The following is a 477-nucleotide window of genomic DNA, read 5'->3' as shown; positions in this document are numbered from 1 at the left end:
CAGTGGCAGAACCCCGACAAGTTCCACGAGGACAGCGCGCTGGATGGAGTGGCGTATGCATCGCTGAAGGCTGAGGCCTTGGCCGCCGGAGCACAGCCATGAAGACGCTCGGGGAAATCATCGAAGCGGCGAAGTCGGGCGAGCGCCCCGACTATGACGACCTGCGCCTGGCCGTATGCGCGATGGACGGACTCATGACCTTCGACCGCCAGGCCATCTGGAAGCTGGCCGAGGGCGAGCAGAAAGGCAAGAAGCCGCTCTTGGTGTGGAGCAGCCTCTGGCAGCGCGACGAGCAGTTCGACCGTATCAAGCGGGCCATGGCCACAGACCCGAAAACGTGGCTCGGCCCCAACTACGACCCCGACAGCCCGGAAGTGCAAGAGCGCCGGCGCATGTCGATAGCCATCATGGAAGGCGCTGCACGGCGTGCGCAGGAGAAGAAGCCATGACCGTGATCTTCCCCCTCGCCTATATGGC

1 protein-coding gene is annotated in these 477 nt (G+C 64.2%); it reads left to right on the top strand.

What is annotated here, in order from left to right:
* The first annotated feature begins 98 nt into the window (after positions 1-98).
* Positions 99-449, top strand: a complete 351-nt coding sequence (locus DM373_RS28465) for a hypothetical protein (RefSeq protein WP_110996614.1) — start codon at positions 99-101, stop codon at positions 447-449.
* Positions 450-477: the final 28 nt, after the last annotated feature.

The sequence above is a fragment of the Pseudomonas sichuanensis genome (assembly GCF_003231305.1).
GTDB classification, from domain to species: domain Bacteria; phylum Pseudomonadota; class Gammaproteobacteria; order Pseudomonadales; family Pseudomonadaceae; genus Aquipseudomonas; species Aquipseudomonas sichuanensis.
This window is presented reverse-complemented; position numbering and strand designations above follow the sequence as displayed.